We start from the raw sequence: 16,491 nt of genomic DNA on the forward strand, positions 1-16,491 counted from the left end.
CTCGCGCCGCTCCCCGGCCGCCCGCTCCCCCGCACCAGGCTCGCGCCCCGCACCGGCCGCCCGCTCCCCCGCACCAGGCTCGCGCCCCTCCCCAGCCGCCCGCCCGGCCGGACCAGGCTCGCGCCGCTCCCTGGCAGCCTGCTCCCCCGCACCGGGCTCGCGCCCCGCATCGGCAGCCTGCCCCGCCGGGTCCTGACCGGGCTCCGCCCCGTCCCCGGCGGACCGTTCCGCCGTGCCGGGCCGGCGTCCCTCCCTGGCCGCCCGCAGCGCGCGGCGGGCCGCGTCGCCGGGCCGGGGCCGCTCTTCCTCCGCCGTGGCGGGTCGCCGTTCGGGCGGCTGGGGCGGCCCGTCCGCTGTGCCACGCTCCTCGTGGTCCGTCATGACTGCCTCCGCAGGGACACGAGGTCGGACAGCTGCCGGTCGGTGAGTTCGGTGAGGGCGGTCTCGCCCGAGCCGAGGATCGCGTCGGCCAGGGCCCGCTTGGACTCCAGCATCTGCGCGATGCGGTCCTCGATCGTCCCCTCGGTGATGAGGCGGTGGACCTGGACGGGCTGGGTCTGGCCGATGCGGTACGCGCGGTCGGTCGCCTGCTCCTCCACGGCGGGGTTCCACCAGCGGTCGAAGTGCACGACGTGGCCCGCGCGGGTCAGGTTCAGGCCGGTGCCGGCGGCTTTGAGGGACAGGATCAGCACCGGCGTGGCACCGCTCTGGAAGCGGTCCACCATGCGTTCGCGCTCGGGGACCGGGGTCCCGCCGTGCAGCAGCTCCGCCGGGACCGCCCGCGCCGCGAGATGGGCGGTGATCAGCCGGGCCATGCCCACGTACTGCGTGAAGACCAGCGCCGAGCCGTCCTCCGCCAGCACGGTGTCGAGCAGTTCGTCGAGCAGGGCCAGCTTGCCCGAGCGCAGGGCGGCCCGGCCGCCGGCCGCCGTCGCGTCCTCCTTCAGATACAGCGCGGGGTGGTCGCAGATCTGCTTCAGCGAGGTCAGCAGCTTGAGCACCAGGCCGCGGCGCGCCATGCCCTCGGCAGTCTCGATGGCGAGCATCGACTCGCGCACCATCGCCTCGTAGAGCGCGGCCTGTTCGCGGGTGAGCGGGACGGGGTGGTCGGTCTCGGTCTTGGGCGGCAGCTCGGGGACGATGCCGGGGTCGGACTTCCTGCGGCGCAGCAGGAAGGGGCGCACGAGCCGGGCGAGCCGGTCCGCGGCCTGTTCGTCCTCGCCGTTCTCCACGGCGCGCGCGTGGCGGGCGCGGAAGGACTTCAGCGGGCCGAGCAGGCCCGGCGTCGTCCAGTCGAGCAGGGCCCACAGCTCGGAGAGGTTGTTCTCGACGGGGGTGCCGGTCAGTGCCACGCGGGCGGGGGTGGGGAGGGTGCGCAGCGCCTTCGCCGTCGCCGAGTAGGGGTTCTTGACGTGCTGGGCCTCGTCGGCGACGACCATGCCCCAGGTGTGCCCGGCGAGGGTGGTGGCCGCCGAGCGCATCGTGCCGTACGTCGTGAGGACGAAGCCGCCGTCGCCGTCCTCCAGGGTGCGCTCCGGGCCGTGGAAGCGGCGGACGGGGACGCCCGGTGCGAAGCGGGTGATCTCGCGCTGCCAGTTGCCGAGCAGCGAGGCAGGGCAGACGACCAGGGTGGGGGCCGTCCGGGCGCGCTTGAGGTGCAGGGCGATCACGGTGACGGTCTTGCCGAGGCCCATGTCGTCGGCCAGGCAGCCGCCGAGGCCGAGGGACGTCATGAGGTCCAGCCAGGCCAGTCCGCGCAGTTGGTAGTCGCGCAGGGTCGCCCGCAGTCCCGGGGGCGGCTCGGCGGGGCGCACGCCCGCGGTGAGGCGGTCGCGCAGGGCGGCGAGCGCGCCGACCGGTACGGCCTCGACGGTCTCGCCGTCGACCTCGGCGGTGCCGGTGAGGGCGGCGGACAGGGCGTCGACCGGGTCGAGCAGGCCCAGTTCGCGCTTGCGGGCCTTGCGCACGAGCGCGGGGTCGACCAGCACCCAGCGGTCGCGCAGCCGGACGACCGGGCGGTGGGCCTCGGCGAGCGCGTCCATCTCGGCCTCGGTGAGCGGGTCGCCGCCGATCGCCAACTGCCAGCGGAACTGGAGCAGTTCCTCGCTCTCGAAGAAGCCGGTGCCGTCGGTCGCCGAGCCCGGGGCGGGCCGGACGACCGCGGCGGCCGCGAGGTCCTGGGCGAGGTCGCGGGGCCAGTGCACGGCGACGCCCGCCGCCGCGAGGCGGGTGGCGGCCACGCCCAGCAGGTCGCCCAGCTCCTCGTCGGACAGGGGCAGTACGTCGGGGACGTCCTGCCCGGACAGCCGGTCGAGCGGCGCCCACACGCGTGCGGCGCGCCGCACCGCGAGGGCCGCGTCGACCCGGGCGCGGGGCCCGAAGGCGGCGTCCGCCTCGCCGGCCCACAGGGCGGCGGCGTCGGCGACGAGGGTGGGGTCGGCGAGGCTGTGCACCTGGACGACGGCCGTGCCGGCGCTGCGCACGGCGTCGTCGCGGTCGTCGAAGAGGTCGTAGGCGGAGAGGTCCAGGCGCAGCGAGACGCGGACGCCCGCGTCCATGCCGGCGGCGACCTCCGCCGCCCACGCGTGGGCGCGCGGCAGGCGCTGGGGCTCGCGGGCGGCGAACGGCCTGCCCGAGGCGTGGGGTGCGGCGGGGGTGCGGGGCAGGGTGTCGGCGACGGCGTCCAGGAAGGCGCGCATCAGCTCCTCGGGGCGCGGCAGCCGCAGCGGGCCGGGGCCGGGCAGCGGGACGGCGTGCCCCTCGGGGGGCAGGGCGGCGGCGACCGCGCGCAGATGCGTGAGGTCGGCGGGGTCGAGGGGGCCGGCCCGCCAGGCGTCGTGTCCCGTGGGGGTCAGGCCGGGCAGCAGCCTGCCGCGCGCGGTGAGCCGCAGGGCGTGCAGGGCGGCGGCGCCCCAGCAGGCGGTGGCGGGGTGGGCGGCCGGGTCGCGCCGGGCCCGCACCAGCAGCGGCAGCGCCGCGTCGAGCGGGAGGGAGAGCGCCGGGACGGTGCGGCGGCGGACGCCCTGGCCGTGCCGTCGTACGACGGTGAGCTCGGTGTCCTCGGCGGGCAGCGGGCCGCCCCGGGGGTCCCAGAAGGCGATCCGGCCCTCGCGCGGCAGGGGCGCGGGCAGGAAGACGGCCGCGAGCCGCACGGGAACACCCTCGGCCGCGCGCCCGGCCACCGCGAGCCTGTCGTCCATCCGTCCTGCCACCTCCCCGCCCGCTCGTCGGACCGATCGTCTCCGACTCTACGGGCGGGGTCCGACAACCGGCCCCGGCGGCGGGTGCGGGCCGTCCGGTAAGCGGGTCCGTCAGGGGACGGTGCGCGAGACGACGTAGACGAAGGGCTTGGCGGGGTCGGCGAGGTTCACCACGATGTCCCGGGTGGGCGCGGGGTTCTTCTGCTTGTCGACGACGCCGTACCAGGGGCCCTTCCCGGTGAACTCCCAGCCGGTGATCCCGCGGTCGCGGGCGTTGATGACGATGTCGTCGGGGTTCAGGTCGCCGCGGTCCAGGCCCATGGACTTCAGGTAGGAGTCCAGGCCCTTGGGGACGGTCTCGAACTGGACGTAGAGCCGGCTGGTCTTCCAGTTGTTGGTCTCGTAGTAGGCGACCTCGTACGAGGGGACCGGGATCGTCACCTCGTAGAGGCGGCGCTGGACCCGGGACGGCCAGCCCTCGGTGAGGCCGGTGGCGGAGTACTTCTTCTCCTTGTCCTTGCCGCTGTCGCGGCTCTGGTTGGCGGAGATGACCAGGTATCCGGCGGGGATGCCGATGAGGAGCACGATGATCAGCAGGGTCAGGGCCCGGCGCCGGATCATGTGGCGGCGGTCCTCACGGGGCTGCTCGGGCTCGTCCGGGGAGTCCGCCTGGCGGGGGACGGTCATGGTCACGCCGACCCCTGCGAGGACGTGCGGCGGGCCTCCGCGAACCGGGCGTAGCGTTCGTAGCGCTCCACGCGGCGCCGGTTGGCGCGGCGGAAGCGGCGGGCGACCAGGCGGGCCAGGTCGGCGGCGCCGACCATGCCGGCCTCGGGGCCGAGCTGGGCCCGGGTGATGCGGGCCTCGGGCCGGTAGCCGCGGCCGGTGAGATGGCGTTTGAAGGCGTCGCGCGCGGGGGCGATCAGCAGTTCGTCGGCGGCGGACACCCCTCCGCCGATCACGAAGCAGGACGGGTCGAGGGCGGCGGCGAGGTTGGCGATGCCGACGCCGAGCCACTGTCCGATGTCCTGGAGCAGTTCGATGCACATCGCGTCGCCCTCGCGGGCGAGTTCGGTGATCATTGGGCCGGAGATGTCGCCGATCTGCCCCTTGACGTGCTCGATGATCCCGTAGGCGACCGGGGAGTCGGCGGCGGCCAGTTCCTTCGCCTCGCGGACGAGCGCGTTGCCCGAGCTGTACTGCTCCCAGCAGCCGCGGTTGCCGCACGGGCAGCGGTGGCCGCCGGGCACGACCTGCATGTGGCCGAACTCGCCGGCGACGCCGTACTTGCCGCGCTTGACCTGGCCGTCCTCCAGGATCGCGCCGCCGATGCCGGTGCCCAGGGTGATCATGACGAGGTGGTCCTCGCCGCGGCCGGCGCCGAAGCGCCACTCGGCCCACGCGGCGGAGTTGGCGTCGTTGTCGACCAGGACGGGCACGGCGAGGCGGCCGGCGAGGCGGTCGCGCAGGGGCTCGTTGCGCCAGGACAGGTGGGGTGCGAACAGGACGCGGTTGCGGTCCGCGTCGACCCAGCCCGCGGCGCCGATGCCGACGGCGTGCACGTCGTGGCGGTCGGAGAGGTCCAGGACGAGTTCGACGATGGTGTCCTCGACGACCTTCGGGCTCTTGGACTTGTCCGGCGTCTCGGTGCGGACCTTCTCCAGGATGTTGCCGTCGGCGTCCACGACGCCCGCCATCACCTTGGTGCCGCCGATGTCGATGCCCACGGTGGGTACGCGCGGCGCCGACAGATGTGAGCGGCGCTCTCTGGAGCCCGCCGTCCGCAGGACGGGAGCCCGCCGGGAACCGATGGGGGCGGTGAAGTCGCGGTAGGTGCTCATCAGGGCCGATTCTGCCTCACCGGCGGGACGGGTGCCGGGCGGGGAAGCAATGGGACGTTTCACGCCGTACGCCGTCTACATGCGGTTTGTGGCTGATCGTGGCGGGTCCCGCACCCCTCGGGGTGACGCACCGCACTGCCGTCGCATTGTCCTTACATTGCTACGTACCGAGTGGTTCCCCGCGCCCGCGCGCGGGCGTGCGGCAGGCGGTCTCAGGAGCGGACGAGCAACTGGAACTCGAAGGAGTAGCGGGACGGGCGGTAGGTGTGGGTGCCGAACTCGACGGCCCGGCCGGTGTCGTCGAACGTCACGCGCTGCATGGTGAGCAGCGGGGCGCCCTCCTCCTCGGTGAGGCGTTCGGCCTCGGCCGCGGTGGCGGCGCGGGCGCCGATGGTCTGGCGGGCGCTGTGCAGGGTGATGCCCGCGGCGCGCATCAGCCGGTACAGGCCGGTGGCCTCCAGGTGCGGGGTGTCCAGGCCGATGAGGCCGGGCGGCAGGAAGTTGCACAGGTACGCCATCGGCTCGCCGTGCGCGAGGCGCAGCCGCTCGATGCGGTGGACCTCGCTGCCCTCGCCCACCCCGAGGGCGGCCGCGACCTCGGCGGACGCCGCGACGACGGTGTTGACGAGCACCTGGGTGGCCGGGCGCTGGCCCGCCGACTCCAGGTCGTCGTAGAGGCTGCTGAGCTCCAGCGGGCGCTTGACCTGGCTGTGCACGACCTGGGTGCCGACGCCCCGGCGGCGCACGAGGAGGCCCTTGTCGACGAGGGACTGGATGGCCTGGCGGACGGTCGGCCGGGACAGGCCGAGGCGGGCGGCGAGTTCGATCTCGTTGCCCAGCAGGCTGCCGGGGGTGAGCGCTCCGTGTTCGATCGCGGCCTCCAGCTGCTGCGACAGCTGGAAGTACAGCGGCACCGGACTGCTCCGGTCCACGCTCAGATGGAGTTCCACGGTCGGGTCCACTTCTGGTTTCGGCACGGCCCGACTGTAGCTCCACGCGTGGGTGACCGGAAGTCGCGAGGTCTGGTTGTCCGGACATTTGCATTGACAGTGCGCGCGCCGAAGCCGCACTTTGTTTCCATGCGCATCGGGGTCATCGGTACGGGCCGCATCGGCACCGTCCACGCGAACACGCTCAGCCGCCATCGCGACGTCGGCTCGCTGATCCTCACGGACGCCGACGGCGGGCGGGCCCAGGAACTCGCGCACCGGCTGGGCGAGACGGCGGCGCCCGGGGTGGACGAGATCTTCCGGTGGGGCGTGGACGCGGTGGTGATCACCACCGCGACCTCGGCGCACGCCGAGCTGATCGGCCGGGCGGCCCGCGCCGGGCTGCCGGTCTTCTGCGAGAAGCCCATCGCGCTCGACCTGACCGGGACGCTCCAGGCGATCGGCGAGGTGGAGTCGGCCGGGACGATTCTCCAGATGGGCTTCCAGCGCCGCTTCGACACCGGGTACGCGGGCGCCCGGGAGGCGGTGCGCTCCGGGCGGCTGGGACGGCTGCACACGGTGCGCGCGCTGACCAGCGACCAGGCACCGCCGCCGGCCGCGTGGCTGGCGCCGTCCGGCGGGCTGTACCGGGACACGCTGATCCACGACTTCGACGTGCTGCGCTGGGTGACCGGGCGCGAGGTGGCCGACGTGTACGCGGCCGGGTCGGACGCCGGGCCGGTGATGTTCCGCGAGGCGGGCGACGTGGACACGGCCGCGGCGGTGCTCACGCTCGACGACGGCACGCTCGCGACGGCCACCGCGACCCGGCTGAACGGCGCCGGGTACGACGTGCGCATGGAGCTGGCCGGGGAGCTGGACCAGGTGGTGGTCGGCCTGGACGAGCGCACGCCCATCGCCTCGACCGAACCGACCGGGCCGCCCGCGGCCGACAAGCCGTGGCCGGGGTTCCTGGAGCGGTTCGGACCCGCGTACGAGGCCGAGCTGAACGCGTTCGTCGACGTCGTGCGCGGTGAGCGGGCCAACCCCTGCGACGGGCGCGAGGCCCTTCAGGCGCTGCGGATCTCGGAGGCCTGCGAGACGTCCCGGCGCGAGCGGCGGCCGGTGGCACTGGCCGAACTGCCGGGCGGGCCGCAGAACGCGGCGCTGTAGCAGGGCGGGACACCGCTAGCGGCCGTCCTCCTCCGGCTCCTCCCGCTCGTCCGGCAGGCCCGCGTCGTACGCCAACAGGGCGATCTGCACGCGGTTGTTGAGGTCCAGCTTGGCGAGGACCCGGGAGACGTGGGTCTTGACGGTGGCGACGCTCATGAACAGCCCGGCGGCGATCTCGGCGTTGGCCAGGCCCCGGCCCACGGCGACGGCGACCTCGCGCTCGCGGTCGTTGAGCGCGGCGAGCCGTTCCCGCGCGCGGGTGCGGCGGGTGTCGGCGGCGGCGCCGGCGGCGTGGGCCATCAACTGCCGGGTGACGGTGGGCGAGAGGACCGGGTCGCCGCCCGCGACCCGGCGCACCGCGTCGACGATCTCGGCGGGCGGCGTGTCCTTCAGCACGAACCCGGCGGCGCCGGCCCGCAGGGCGCGCAGCACCTGGTCGTCGGCGTGGAAGGTGGTCAGCAGCACGACCTGGGGCGCGTCCGCGCGGCCGCGCAGCCGTTCGGTGGCGGTGAGCCCGTCCACCGAGGGCATGCGGATGTCCATGAGGATCACGTCGGGCCGGACGCGCTCGACCAGCGCCTCGACCTCCGCCCCGTCGGCGGCCTCCCCGACGATCTCGATGTCCTCGGCGCCGCCCAGCATGAAGGACAGCCCGGCCCGGACCAACGGGTCGTCGTCGACGAGGAGAAGTCTGATAGCGGTCATGGGGCCCACGTAATCACGGCTGCCGGGGGATCAGGTGGCGGAGGGGGACGGGGCGGCGGGGGCGGCGGCCCGGGGGGGGCGGGGATTGCACCGGGCGCAACACCCCGACCGGCCCCCGGCGTTCACGGCCAGGGCAGCCAGGAGCGGATCTCGAAGCCGCCGCCCGGGGCGGGGCCGTGCTCCAGCCGTCCGCCCGTCAGGGTCGCCCGCTCGCGCAGCCCGATCAGGCCCTGTCCCGAGCCGGGGACGTGCGGGACCGCGCCCTCGGGCGCGGGATTGCGCACCGCCACCGTCAGCCCCTCCCCCGGCGCGCCGCTCACCGCCACGGTGACCTCGGTGCCGGGGGCGTGCTTGCGGGCGTTGGTCAGTCCCTCCTGGGCGATGCGGAAGGAGGTGCGGCCCACGGAGGCGGGCACGGCGCCGGGGTCGGTGACCCGCAGGTCGAGGACGACCTTCATGCCGGCCTCGCGCGACTCGGCGACCAGTTCCTCCAGCGCGCCGAGGGTGGGCTGGGGCCGCCCGGTGTCGTCGGACTCGCCGGCCCGCAGCACGCCGATGATCTCCCGCAGGTCCTGAAGGGCCTCGTGCGCGCTCTCCCGGATGACCCCGGCGGCCCGCTGGACCTCCTCGCGGGGCGCGTCGGGCCGGAACTCCAGCGCGCCCGCGTGCACGCTGAGCAGGGTCAGCCGGTGGGCGAGGACGTCGTGCATCTCGCGCGCGATGGCCTCGCGGGCGAGCCGCTGGGCCTGCTCGGCACGCAGCCGCGCCTCCGTCTCGGCGTGCCGGGCGCGGTCGCGCAGGCTCAGCAGGAGCTGGCGCTTGGAGCGCACGAACATGCCCCAGCCGACCATCGAGGCCGTCAGCAGCGCTCCGAGGAAGAGCGCCCAGCCGTACGGGACTGCGGGGTCGGGGCGCAGCCAGAAGAACAGCGGGGTCAGCGCGACGGACGCGCCGGCCACCCAGGCCACGTACCGGACGGGCCGGTGCACGGCGAGGGTGAACATGGCGACGATCGCCGCCCCGCCCGCGGTCGTGGACACGAAGCCCACGGGGACCATCGCGACGGCGAGCCCCACCGGCCAGCGGCGCCGCAGCCAGACCGAGGCGCAGGCGAGCGCTCCGACCACCTGGTCGGCGGCGGCCAGACCGCCGGAGATGTCCTCGTTCCTGACCGAGTCCGCGGCCGTCAGGCCGATGATCACGGCGAGCGCGAAGAGGGTGAAGTCGACGACCCAGTCGCGCGCGGTGCGCCGGGGGCGGCCGGGGCGGTCCGGGTCGAACTCCTCGACGACCGATGAGGGCAGCAGCCAGCGCCGCTCGGCGAAGACCTGCGGTACGGGCTCCTGCATCTCACCACTCACGGTCGACAAATCTACGCAGTGCGGGGCGCGGGCAGCGCTCCCCCGGCACGATCACCGACCAAAGTCGCGGCATCGCAGACTTTGGAGGCGCGGGCCCGTCCTCGGCGGCGACTTTCGCCGGACCGCGGGCAACTCGCGGCCGATGGGCGCGGGCGGCGCGGGGCGCGAGAGTCGGGGCATGAAGCGACTGCTGGAGCTCCTGGGATTCCTCTGCCTGGTGCAGGGCGTCATGGGCCTGTTGCACGAGTTCACCGCCCTGGACTGGGGTCTCGTGCAGCGGGTCGGCTTCCTCGACGGCTACGGGATCTACGCGAGCTCGGCCCTGCTGGTCCTGGCGTGCGCGCTGTTCGCGGTCGCCGGGAGTCGCGGGCCCGGCGCCGGGTAGGCCCGGCCGGGAGGTGTGTGGGCGCGTCGCCCCCGGGAGGTGTCCGATCCGTGTCGCGGCGGAGAACTTTTGCGGTTGACATTGACATGCCATGTTCTACGCGCGTCATCATAGGGGGCATGAGATTCCCCCCACAGCTCACCCGTATCGGTTCCGCGGCGGCCCTGCTGTCCGCGCTGCTCGTCGGCGGCGCCGTGACGGCTCCCCCGGCGTCCGCCGCCGTCGGCTCCGTCTGCCAGAGCGCCCTCCCCGCCCAGGCGAACGACACCCTGCGGCTGATCGAGCAGGGCGGCCCCTACCCCTTCACCCAGGACGGCACCGTCTTCCAGAACCGGGAGCGCATCCTGCCGAGCCGGTCCGCCGGCTACTACCGCGAGTACACGGTGATCACGCCGGGCTCCGCCACCCGCGGCGCGCGGCGCATCGTCACCGGCCAGGAGCAGCAGGAGGACTACTACACGGCCGACCACTACGCGACGTTCGACCTGATCGACTACGGCTGCTGACGCCCGGCCGGCCCCGACGGACCCCGGACGCCTGATCCCGGACACCTGATCCCGGACGCCCGACCCTCGCCCCGCGGACCCCCCATCAGCTCCACCGGCCGCGGGGCGAGACCCGTCCGGGCACCGCCCGGCACCGCCAACCACATACCGCACGCGACGCAAAGAACAGGTTGCAAAGACTTCCTTGCAACTGGTTCTTTGCATTGCTATGTTCGGGGGCATGGACGAGCAACCCGACGGACAGGTCCGCAGTCTCGACGCCCGTTCGCTGCGCGGGCTCGCACATCCCCTGCGTATGCGGCTGCTGGACGCGCTGCGCTTCGGCGGCCCGGCGACCGCGTCCCGACTCGCCGAGAAACTGGGCGAGTCGAGCGGCGCCACCAGCTATCACCTGCGGCAGCTCGCCGCCCACGGCTTCATCGAGGACGCCCCCGAGCACGGCAAGGGGCGGGAGCGCTGGTGGCAGGCGGTCCACCGGGGCCTGAGCTTCGACGACGCCCTGCTCACCGAGGCCGGCCCGGAACTGCGCGGCGCCGCCGACATGTTCCTGCACGAGGTCGCGAACACCCAGACCCGGGACCTGTCCACCTGGCTGGGCAGCCGCACCGCCTGGTCCGAGGAGTGGAACCGGTCCTGGGACATGAGCAGCGCCACGCTGAGCCTGACGCCCGAGCTGACCCTGGAACTCATCGGGAGGATGCACGCCCTCGTCGACGAGTACCGCGACCGGGGCGGCGCCGAGGACGACGGCGGCGCCCGGGTGCGCGTCCACACCCACGCGTTCCCCCTCACCACGGAATGAGAGGCGACCACCGATGCATCCCTCGACCCATCTCGCCCTGCACCACCTCCGCGCCGCCGACCTGCGCTGCGCGGCAGACCTCCACTCCCTCGCCGTGACGGCCCGCAGCCCCCGCACCCTGCGGACCCGCCTCGGCTGGACCCTGGTCGAGGTCGGCCTGCGTCTGGCCGCCCCCTCCCGGGCCGCGATCGCCCTTCCCTAGAAGGACGGCCTTCCCTGGGAGGATTGCCTTCCCTGGAAGGACGGCCATCCGTAGAAGAACCGTGACGTTCCGTCAACTACCACTTCCGGGTGACGCGTTCGGCCACCGCTCCCGCCGCGCCCCGGCCGACGGGGACGTCCGTGAGCAGCCAGGCCGGGTCGGTGCCGGCGGGTTCGGTGCCGGTGCCGACGTAGCGGGACGCCGGGGACTCGGCGAGGCCGACGCCGAGCCCCTTGAGATACGCCTCCTTCCTGACCCAGGCGCGGGCGAAGGCGCGTGGGCGGGCGGACGGGGGAAGCAGGGCGAGTTCGTCGCGTTCGCGCGGGTGCAGGGCGTCGGCGGCCTCCGCCACCGCGGCCGGCTCGGGGACGGCCTCCACGTCGACGCCGACCGGGACGGCGGCGAAGGCGAGCAGACCGAGGCCGCCGCTGTGGCTGAGCGAGTAGTGCAGCGGGTCCCCCGCCACCCCGGGCCGCCCGTGCGGTCCGCCGCACAGCGGGCACGCCCACCGGGTCAGCGCGACGCGCGCGGGTTCGGTGCCGAGGTAGGCGCCGAGCAGCAGGCGCAGCCCCAGATGGGCGGCGAGGTAGCACGCGCGGTCCGTGGGCACCCGCAGGGCCGCGGCTCTGGCGCGTTCGCGCGCGTCGAGCACCTCGGGCACCGCGCGCGCCACGGCCGCGCGGTGCCGTTCGGCGTGCAGGAGCCAGAGGTGCGCGGGCCCTCCCGCCGCGGGCGGGGCGAGCCGCCGGCCGGTGACCGCCGCCGGGTCGAACGCGCGGACCTGGGTGGGATCGCGCAGCGTGCCGGTGGCGTGCGGCACGGCTCAGGCCGCCGCCGGCGCGGCGGCGCGCACGGTCTCCGCCATCCGGCTGCCCTGGCGCATCCGGAACCGCAACCGCAGCCCGCCGTCGGCCGGTTCGGCCTTCACCGTGCGCTCGGCGGTCCAGCCGAGGGCGCGGAACTCGCCCTCGCCCAGGTGCACCAGGGCCGCGCGCGGCTCGTCGTCGACGTGCAGCACGAGCCGGCCGCCGTCGAGCCGCAGCCTGGCCGCCCGGTCGGGCCTGCTGTCGTCGGCGAGTTCCTCCGGCTCGCCGTACAGGAAGGCGTCGGGGATCGCGAACGTGGCCTCGAATCCCTGGAGTTCGTCCTCGGACAGCGGGATCTCGGGGCGGTTGAGGAGGACGTCGGACCAGCGCAGCCGGTCCCGGAACTCGGCCGGGAACAGCTCCAGCAGCTCGGCGTTGAGGTAGGCGTCGATGACGAGGTGGACCCGGCGCTCGGTGCCGCCGTTGCGTACCGAGTGCAGGCAGGAGAAGTCGCCGAACCAGAAGGTGCCGGGCTGCCAGGTGTGCCGCTGCCCGTCGAGGGTGAGGACGGCGGCGGGGTTGGTGACGAACGGTATGTGCAGCCGGACCCAGCCCGCCGCCGGCCCGTAGGGCTGGTCGCGGTGCTCGTCGACCTCGGCGCCCGCCCCGAGCGACATCAGCCGTACGGCGCGCAGTTCGGTGGGCAGGCTGTCCAGGATGGACTTGATGTACGGGGTCTTCGCCAGCCAGGGGGTGTCGGCGTACTCCACGAGGCCGAGGCCGCCGGGGTCGGTGCGGTCGGCGCGGCCGCCGGGGCTGCGCAGCGGCAGCACCCGCCAGTCCAGGACGGTGTCCTCACTGGGTTCGAGGCTCTCGCCGTAGGTGCGCTGCGCCGCCCACTGGGTGCGTTCCAGGACGGCGAGTTCGGCCAGCAGCCGCTCGACGTCGAAGTCGCCCTTCAGGCGTGCGGCGCTCAGGGTGCCACTGCTCATGATGTGCCTCGTTCCTCTCGTGTCTTCGGCTGAGGTGCGGAGGGTGCGGAGGGTGCAGGGGGTGCAGGAGGTGCAGGGGATGTGGGCGGTGCGGGGGGGTGCGGGTCGGGCCCGCGGGAGGGGTCAGGGTGCGGGGGCCTTGTGGTCGTCGTGCTCGGGGGCGACCGCCTGCGGGGGCCGGTCGTCGAGTTCGCGCCAGTGCGGGCGCAGGGCGGGCAGCACGGTGCTGGCCAGGTAGAGGGCGGCGCAGCCGACCAGTACCGGGCCGAGGCCCGCCAGGGTCACGAGGAAGCCGGCGAGGATGGGCCCGAGGGGGACGCCGGCGGAGCCGACGGAGTCCGTGAGCGCGGAGACCCGGCCGAGCAGGGGCCGCGGGATGCGCTCCATCATGACGGCGTTGAGGATCGGGTTGACGAAGCCGATGGCCAGTCCGTCCACGACGGCGACCGCGAGGACGGTCCACAGCGGCAGGTCGAAGGCCATCACCAGGAAGCGGGGCGGCCCGGCGAGGAGGAAGGCGATCACATAGGTGGGCCGGCGGCGCAGCCGGTGCGCGAGCGCGGTGGCGAGCGCCGAGCCGGCGACGGCGGCGATGCCGAACACCGAGCCGAGGGCCCCGATCGCGGCCGGGCCGCCGCCGGTCTCCTTGGCCCAGACCGGGATGAGCAGGGAGCCGTACGCCGCGTCGATGAGGTTGGTGACGCTCAGCATGACGGCGATGGACCGCAGCAGCCGGTCCTGGCGCAGGAACTGCAGCCCCGCGCGCAGCCGGTCGAGGTAGCGCTCCTGCTCGAACTCCGGTTCCGCGGCCGTCGCCGTCGCCCCGGGTCCGGTGCGGCCGGGGCCGGTCACGGCGATGATCAGGGCCGAGACCAGGAACGTGACGCCGTTGACGGCCAGCGCCCACACCGGGTCGAAGAAGGCGACGACGGCGCCTCCCGCGGCCGGTCCGGCGGTGCCGGCGAGGCGCTCCAGGGTGCCCACCATGCCGCTCACCCGCTCCAGCGGCATGCCGACCGCCTCGGCGGTCTCCGGGGTGAGGGTCCGCTTGGCCACGTCGCCGGGTCCGCGGGCGAGCCCGAGCAGGGTGGACAGCGCGAGCAGCAGCCCGTACGGCAGTGTCCCCAGCAGGTGGCCCAGCGGGATGAGCGCGATCACCGCGGCGCTGACCAGGTCGGCCGCGACGCTGAACCTGCGGGCTCCGAACCGGTCGATCAGCGGCCCCGCGAGCGCCTTGCCGAGGACGAGCGGCACCGCCTCGGCGAAGACGATGAGTCCCGTCTGCGACGCGCTGCCGGAGGTGACGAGCACCAGCCAGGGCAGGGCGATCATGGTCAGCCGGGTGCCGAACAGCGAGACCGTGTAGGCGCTCAGCAGGCCGTACAGCGAGACGCGGGCGGCGGTGGGTGTCCGCATGGGGCGGGGCCTTTCGCGAAGGGGGCGGCGGCGGTCAGTGGTCGCTGCGGTCCGCTATCGCGCGGGCGAGGTCGCGCAGCCGCGGATGCTGGTAGACCATACGGGTGGGGATGACCACACCGCGGCGCTTCTTCAGGTCGGCTATCACCCGCAGGGCGAGCAGCGAGTGGCCGCCGAGGGCGAAGAAGTCGTCGGTGGCCAGGACCCGTTCGCGCCCGAGCACCTTCTGCCACGCGCCGGCGATCAGTGTCTCCAGGTCGTCCGCGGGCGCGGCCCCGGCGCCGCCGGTCTCCTGCCGCTCGGCCGGTTCGGGCAGTGCCGCGCGGTCGACCTTGCCGCCGACGCCGAGCGGGAGCCTGTCGAGCGCCGTCAGGGTCAACTGGGCCATGTGGGCGGGCAGTCGGGTGCCGAGGTGGCGGCGCAGCGGCTCGGGGTCGGTGTCCGCGCCGGGCGCGGGGACCCAGTAGGCGGCCAGGCCGCGACCCAGCCGGGGGTGTTCGCGCACCACGGCGACCGCGGCGGCCACGTCCTGATGTTCCGTCAGGACGGTTTCTATCTCGCCGAGTTCGATGCGCAGGCCGTTCACCTTGACCTGGTGGTCGACCCTGCCGAGGTGGACGAGGCTGCCGTCCGCGCGGCGCCGGACCAGGTCGCCGGTGCGGTACATGCGGGTGCCGGGCGGTCCGAAGGGCGAGGCGGTGAACCGTTCGGCGGTCAGGGCGGTCCGGCGCAGATAGCCGAGCGCGAGGGCGGGTCCGGTGAGGTACAACTCGCCCTCGGCTGCCGGTCGCAGCGCGTCGTCGAGGACGTGGGCGCCGACGCCGGGCAGCGCGGGGCCGATGTGCGGTTCGGTGCCCTCGACGCGGCCGACGGTGGCGTCGACGGTGCACTCGGTCGGCCCGTACAGGTTGAGCGCGCGCACGACGCCGCGGGCGCCGAGGGCGGCCAGGTCCCGCCACATCGGGGCGGGGACCGCCTCGCCGCCGACGAACAGCCGCAGGCCGTGGGGAAGCCGCTCGGCCGCCTCGGCCACCCGGTCGCGCAGGACGGACCAGTGGGACGGGGTGACGTCGAGGTCGGTCGCCTCCTGGCGGAGCAGGTGCGCGGCGAGCGCGGCCGGGTCGGCACGCTGGTCCTCGGCGAGCATCAGCAGGGTGTCGCCGCGGCAGACGCGGGCCCACTGCTGCACGGAGGCGTCGAAGGAGACGCTCGCGTTCCAGGCCACGCGGGCGGGGCGCTCGGCGTAGCAGCCGCTCTCCTCCAGCGCGGTGACCAGTCCGGCGACCGCGCCGCGGGTGACGGCGACGCCCTTGGGCCGGCCGGTGGAGCCCGAGGTGTGGATGACGTAGGCGGGGGCGTCCGCGGGCACGGGGACCTCGGGGACGGGGAACACGGCGGGGGCGTCGGGGGCGACGGTCCGCACCCCGGCCGGCCAGGCGCGGTCCGGGCCGGAGGCGACGACCACCGTGAGGCCGGCGTCCTCGGTCATGTGGTCGAGGCGGGCCTGCGGGTGGGCCGGGTCGAGGGGGACGTACGCCGCGCCCGTCCGCCAGACCGCGAGCAGGGCGACCACCAGGGCGGGGTCGCGTTCCAGGGCGACGCCGACGTGCTGTCCGGGCCGGACTCCGGCGCCGACGAGGGCCGCCGAGAGGCGTCGTACCCGCCCGTCGAGGGTGCCGAAGCTCACCGCGGTGCCGTCGGCCGCCACGACGGCGTCCCGCGAGGGATGCCGCGCGACGGCCTCGCGGAAGCGCTGGAGCAGGTCCCGTACGGGTGCGGGCGCCGGGGCGGGCGCCGGGGCGGGCGCCGGGGCGGGTGCCGGGGCCGTGCCGCGGGCCGGTGACGACCCGTCGGGCGGTGCTTTGGACATGGAGGGCTCCTCTCGGGGGCCGGGTCACGGTGCGGTCGGCCGGGGCGGTCGGTCGTACGGATCGGGCGGCTCGGGTGCGCGGCCCCGAACGCAGTGGGTGACGTGCGGTCTTGCGGCGGCTGGGGCCGTTCCGCCGTGCGGCGGGCGGATGTTGACGGACCGTCGGATGGCGGACGCGGGCGGGCCGGGTGCGGCGGCACCGGCCTGATCCCGGCGTTCGGTTCCGGGAGGGTCCCGTACGGAGTCCGCCGCCCCCGTCCCGGCGACGGGCTCCCGGGGATGGCTCGTACCGAGCGCCGCGGC

General features: G+C 75.0%; 15 protein-coding genes. 5 read left to right on the top strand and 10 right to left on the bottom strand.

All coding sequences use genetic code 11. The annotated features are described in order from the left end of the window. Positions 1–377: 377 nt before the first annotated feature. From SZN_RS19610 to SZN_RS19625, 4 genes are all read right to left on the bottom strand, one after another. Positions 378–3,200 carry a DEAD/DEAH box helicase gene (locus tag SZN_RS19610; protein ID WP_007497721.1) on the bottom strand — a complete coding sequence of 941 codons (2,823 nt, stop codon included), beginning with the start codon at positions 3,198–3,200 and terminating at the stop codon, positions 378–380. 111 nt (positions 3,201–3,311) lie between these two features. Then, on the bottom strand, positions 3,312–3,893 hold the full coding sequence (locus SZN_RS19615; RefSeq protein WP_007497723.1) for a hypothetical protein: 582 nt from the start codon (positions 3,891–3,893) through the stop codon (positions 3,312–3,314). Next, entirely contained in the window at positions 3,890–5,041 is a 1,152-nt protein-coding gene (locus SZN_RS19620) for an ROK family glucokinase (RefSeq protein ID WP_007497725.1), read from the bottom strand. The genes SZN_RS19615 and SZN_RS19620 overlap by 4 nt, the downstream gene beginning before the upstream one ends. A gap of 212 nt (positions 5,042–5,253) precedes the next feature. Then, a complete protein-coding gene (locus SZN_RS19625; RefSeq protein ID WP_208865826.1) occupies positions 5,254–5,991 on the bottom strand; it encodes a GntR family transcriptional regulator in 738 nt (245 codons plus the stop codon). Between the two features lie 129 nt (positions 5,992–6,120). On the opposite strand from SZN_RS19625, the gene SZN_RS19630 reads away from it, so the two are divergent. Further along, positions 6,121–7,143, top strand: coding sequence for a Gfo/Idh/MocA family protein (locus SZN_RS19630; protein ID WP_007497729.1), 1,023 nt, complete (start codon positions 6,121–6,123; stop codon positions 7,141–7,143). Between the two features lie 15 nt (positions 7,144–7,158). Here SZN_RS19630 and SZN_RS19635 read toward each other — a convergent pair whose 3' ends face one another. After that, positions 7,159–7,848 carry a response regulator transcription factor gene (locus SZN_RS19635; RefSeq protein ID WP_007497731.1) on the bottom strand — a complete coding sequence of 230 codons (690 nt, stop codon included), beginning with the start codon at positions 7,846–7,848 and terminating at the stop codon, positions 7,159–7,161. Between the two features lie 122 nt (positions 7,849–7,970). Next, positions 7,971–9,197 (bottom strand): histidine kinase, encoded by a 1,227-nt coding sequence (locus SZN_RS19640; protein WP_007497732.1) that lies wholly within the window; start codon positions 9,195–9,197, stop codon positions 7,971–7,973. Positions 9,198–9,387: 190 nt separating this feature from the next. Between SZN_RS19640 and SZN_RS19645 the strand changes: the two genes are divergently transcribed. The 4 genes from SZN_RS19645 (at position 9,388) to SZN_RS19660 (ending at position 11,104) form a co-directional block, all read left to right on the top strand. Further along, a complete protein-coding gene (locus SZN_RS19645; protein WP_007497734.1) occupies positions 9,388–9,594 on the top strand; it encodes a hypothetical protein in 207 nt (68 codons plus the stop codon). Positions 9,595–9,713: 119 nt separating this feature from the next. Then, entirely contained in the window at positions 9,714–10,100 is a 387-nt protein-coding gene (locus SZN_RS19650) for a guanyl-specific ribonuclease (protein WP_007497736.1), read from the top strand. 220 nt (positions 10,101–10,320) lie between these two features. Further along, a complete protein-coding gene (locus SZN_RS19655; RefSeq protein ID WP_043731844.1) occupies positions 10,321–10,902 on the top strand; it encodes a winged helix-turn-helix domain-containing protein in 582 nt (193 codons plus the stop codon). A 13-nt stretch (positions 10,903–10,915) separates the two neighbouring features. Further along, complete coding sequence (locus tag SZN_RS19660; protein WP_007497740.1) at positions 10,916–11,104, top strand: hypothetical protein; 189 nt, start codon at positions 10,916–10,918, stop codon at positions 11,102–11,104. A 76-nt stretch (positions 11,105–11,180) separates the two neighbouring features. Here the strand turns inward: SZN_RS19660 and SZN_RS19665 are convergent, their stop codons facing one another. From SZN_RS19665 to SZN_RS19680, 4 genes are all read right to left on the bottom strand, one after another. Next, complete coding sequence (locus SZN_RS19665; protein ID WP_007497743.1) at positions 11,181–11,924, bottom strand: 4'-phosphopantetheinyl transferase family protein; 744 nt, start codon at positions 11,922–11,924, stop codon at positions 11,181–11,183. A gap of 3 nt (positions 11,925–11,927) precedes the next feature. Then, entirely contained in the window at positions 11,928–12,902 is a 975-nt protein-coding gene (locus tag SZN_RS19670; RefSeq protein ID WP_007497745.1) for an aspartyl/asparaginyl beta-hydroxylase domain-containing protein, read from the bottom strand. Positions 12,903–13,025: 123 nt separating this feature from the next. Then, positions 13,026–14,318 (bottom strand): MFS transporter, encoded by a 1,293-nt coding sequence (locus tag SZN_RS19675; RefSeq protein WP_007497747.1) that lies wholly within the window; start codon positions 14,316–14,318, stop codon positions 13,026–13,028. A gap of 34 nt (positions 14,319–14,352) precedes the next feature. After that, positions 14,353–16,188, bottom strand: a complete 1,836-nt coding sequence (locus SZN_RS19680; protein WP_007497749.1) for a non-ribosomal peptide synthetase — start codon at positions 16,186–16,188, stop codon at positions 14,353–14,355. Positions 16,189–16,491 lie beyond the last annotated feature (303 nt).

This window comes from Streptomyces zinciresistens K42 (assembly GCF_000225525.1).
Classification (GTDB): Bacteria; Actinomycetota; Actinomycetes; order Streptomycetales; family Streptomycetaceae; genus Streptomyces; species Streptomyces zinciresistens.

Coding starts and splice junctions, on each gene's coding strand:
- SZN_RS19610 (WP_007497721.1), bottom strand. CDS start 3,200: ATGGACGACAGGCTCGCGGTGGCCGGGCGCGCGGCCGAGGGTGTTCCC.
- SZN_RS19620 (WP_007497725.1), bottom strand. CDS start 5,041: ATGAGCACCTACCGCGACTTCACCGCCCCCATCGGTTCCCGGCGGGCT.
- SZN_RS19630 (WP_007497729.1), top strand. CDS start 6,121: ATGCGCATCGGGGTCATCGGTACGGGCCGCATCGGCACCGTCCACGCG.
- SZN_RS19635 (WP_007497731.1), bottom strand. CDS start 7,848: ATGACCGCTATCAGACTTCTCCTCGTCGACGACGACCCGTTGGTCCGG.
- SZN_RS19640 (WP_007497732.1), bottom strand. CDS start 9,197: ATGCAGGAGCCCGTACCGCAGGTCTTCGCCGAGCGGCGCTGGCTGCTG.
- SZN_RS19645 (WP_007497734.1), top strand. CDS start 9,388: ATGAAGCGACTGCTGGAGCTCCTGGGATTCCTCTGCCTGGTGCAGGGC.
- SZN_RS19650 (WP_007497736.1), top strand. CDS start 9,714: ATGAGATTCCCCCCACAGCTCACCCGTATCGGTTCCGCGGCGGCCCTG.
- SZN_RS19655 (WP_043731844.1), top strand. CDS start 10,321: ATGGACGAGCAACCCGACGGACAGGTCCGCAGTCTCGACGCCCGTTCG.
- SZN_RS19660 (WP_007497740.1), top strand. CDS start 10,916: ATGCATCCCTCGACCCATCTCGCCCTGCACCACCTCCGCGCCGCCGAC.
- SZN_RS19670 (WP_007497745.1), bottom strand. CDS start 12,902: ATGAGCAGTGGCACCCTGAGCGCCGCACGCCTGAAGGGCGACTTCGAC.
- SZN_RS19675 (WP_007497747.1), bottom strand. CDS start 14,318: ATGCGGACACCCACCGCCGCCCGCGTCTCGCTGTACGGCCTGCTGAGC.
- SZN_RS19680 (WP_007497749.1), bottom strand. CDS start 16,188: ATGTCCAAAGCACCGCCCGACGGGTCGTCACCGGCCCGCGGCACGGCC.